Raw genomic sequence first — 1,418 nt, 5'->3', positions numbered from 1 at the left:
AAATCTTTGCAAAGATTTAACTTAATAGCAGAATCAAATGCTTCTAGCAATTGTTCAGTACTAAGGTTATGCATACTTGTCTCACTCCACTTTACTCAATTACCTATTTTTTAAGTAATAATATGAAGCTGGAATACTCGGTTGTAAAATAGTTATTATTAAAAAAAGCAGCTTGCCTTGAAGGTAAAGCTGCTTTTTTGTGCGATTTAGGGTATCTATTAACAAAGAATGCTCATCCGATAAAGAATGTTTTTTCTTTTAGATATGTACCTTATTTACTTGGAGCAACAAGTCCACGTACGCTATCTTCCAATCTATGAGCAATATTTTCATGAGTTTCTCTAGCTTGTTTTAAATAGTTGTCTGTGACAGATTCCCAAGCATTAAGTGCTTCATTTGTAGATTCGATGAATGCCTCGCTATTTTGTTCAAAACGCTTCTCTGTACTTTCAATTAAATCAAAAGCTGAGTTAATTGGAGTTAAATAAAGCTCCTCTAATTTACTAGCTACTTCACTTACTTGACTTTTTAAAGATTCAGTCATTACTTCAGTGGATTCATTTCCTTTAATAACGTTGTATTGGAATATCCCTTTACGCAAATCGCTATTTATTGTTGTAACTTGTTCAAAAAGACCCTTTAAAGTATTGCGGTACACTCCATTGAACTTGGTTGTTTCTTTTATTGCCTTTAAGTAAAGTTCTTGCTGTTGTTCTCTAAGTTCTCTTGTACGAGAAACTGCAGTTTCAAATTGACCCCAAAAAATATCCATAAATGAATCCGTAACATAGCTTGTTTCGTTTTGCTTTTCTACTTTTAGAGCTTCCCTTTTTGGAACTTCCACTTTTTTAACCTCTCCTTTTTTAACTTCCTTTTTTAGGACCTCTTCTTTTTCATATATCACCTTTTGGCTCATCTTCGTTCCTCCTCTTTTGTTTCATTAAATTCTCTATTTTATCCTCCCTATCAAAAGAAGGCAGGTAGAGCTCAAGAAAACTGAAGTACATTTTGAAAAATTCATCGAGCATAGATTGGTATTGCTCTAGTTGTCTAGCATGGCCCTTTAAATACGCTTTACCCGTATCTGTTATTGTGTAGCATCGTTTGGCAGGACCACTCCCATTTGTATGCCACTCTGATTGCACAAGATCGTCTTTCTCTAGTTGTCTCAATAAACGATACAAGTTTCCTTGGTCAAGAGTATTAAAACCGAAAGCTTGAAGCTTTTGAATTAGTTCATAGCCATGAAGTGTCATCCTACTAAGAAGCAATAATATAAAAGGAAGGATAAAGTTCTTAGATGGAGTAACATTTTTTTCATTATTGTTATCTGTCATGATTACACCTCAACAAAATTACTATAGGTGTATTTTACACATATCAGTCTCATTTCGTCAATAGCACTTAAACAACTAAAT

Annotated in this window: 3 protein-coding genes; all 3 read right to left on the bottom strand. The window is 33.6% G+C overall.

The annotated features are described in order from the left end of the window. A partial coding sequence (gene sda / locus V7659_RS32245) for a sporulation histidine kinase inhibitor Sda (protein ID WP_420491800.1) occupies positions 1-74 on the bottom strand: 74 nt, incomplete at its 3' end. Between the two features lie 197 nt (positions 75-271). Further along, on the bottom strand, positions 272-916 hold the full coding sequence (locus tag V7659_RS31835; RefSeq protein ID WP_335543956.1) for a hypothetical protein: 645 nt from the start codon (positions 914-916) through the stop codon (positions 272-274). After that, entirely contained in the window at positions 894-1,337 is a 444-nt protein-coding gene (phaQ, locus tag V7659_RS31830; RefSeq protein ID WP_335543955.1) for a poly-beta-hydroxybutyrate-responsive repressor, read from the bottom strand. The genes V7659_RS31835 and phaQ overlap by 23 nt, the downstream gene beginning before the upstream one ends. Between the last annotated feature and the right edge of the window lie 81 nt (positions 1,338-1,418).

Source organism: Neobacillus drentensis, from assembly GCF_036966985.1.
Lineage (GTDB): Bacteria > Bacillota > Bacilli > Bacillales > Cytobacillaceae > Neobacillus > Neobacillus drentensis_E.
The sequence above is the reverse complement of the archived record's forward strand: the minus strand, read 5'-3'. Positions and strand labels throughout refer to the sequence as shown.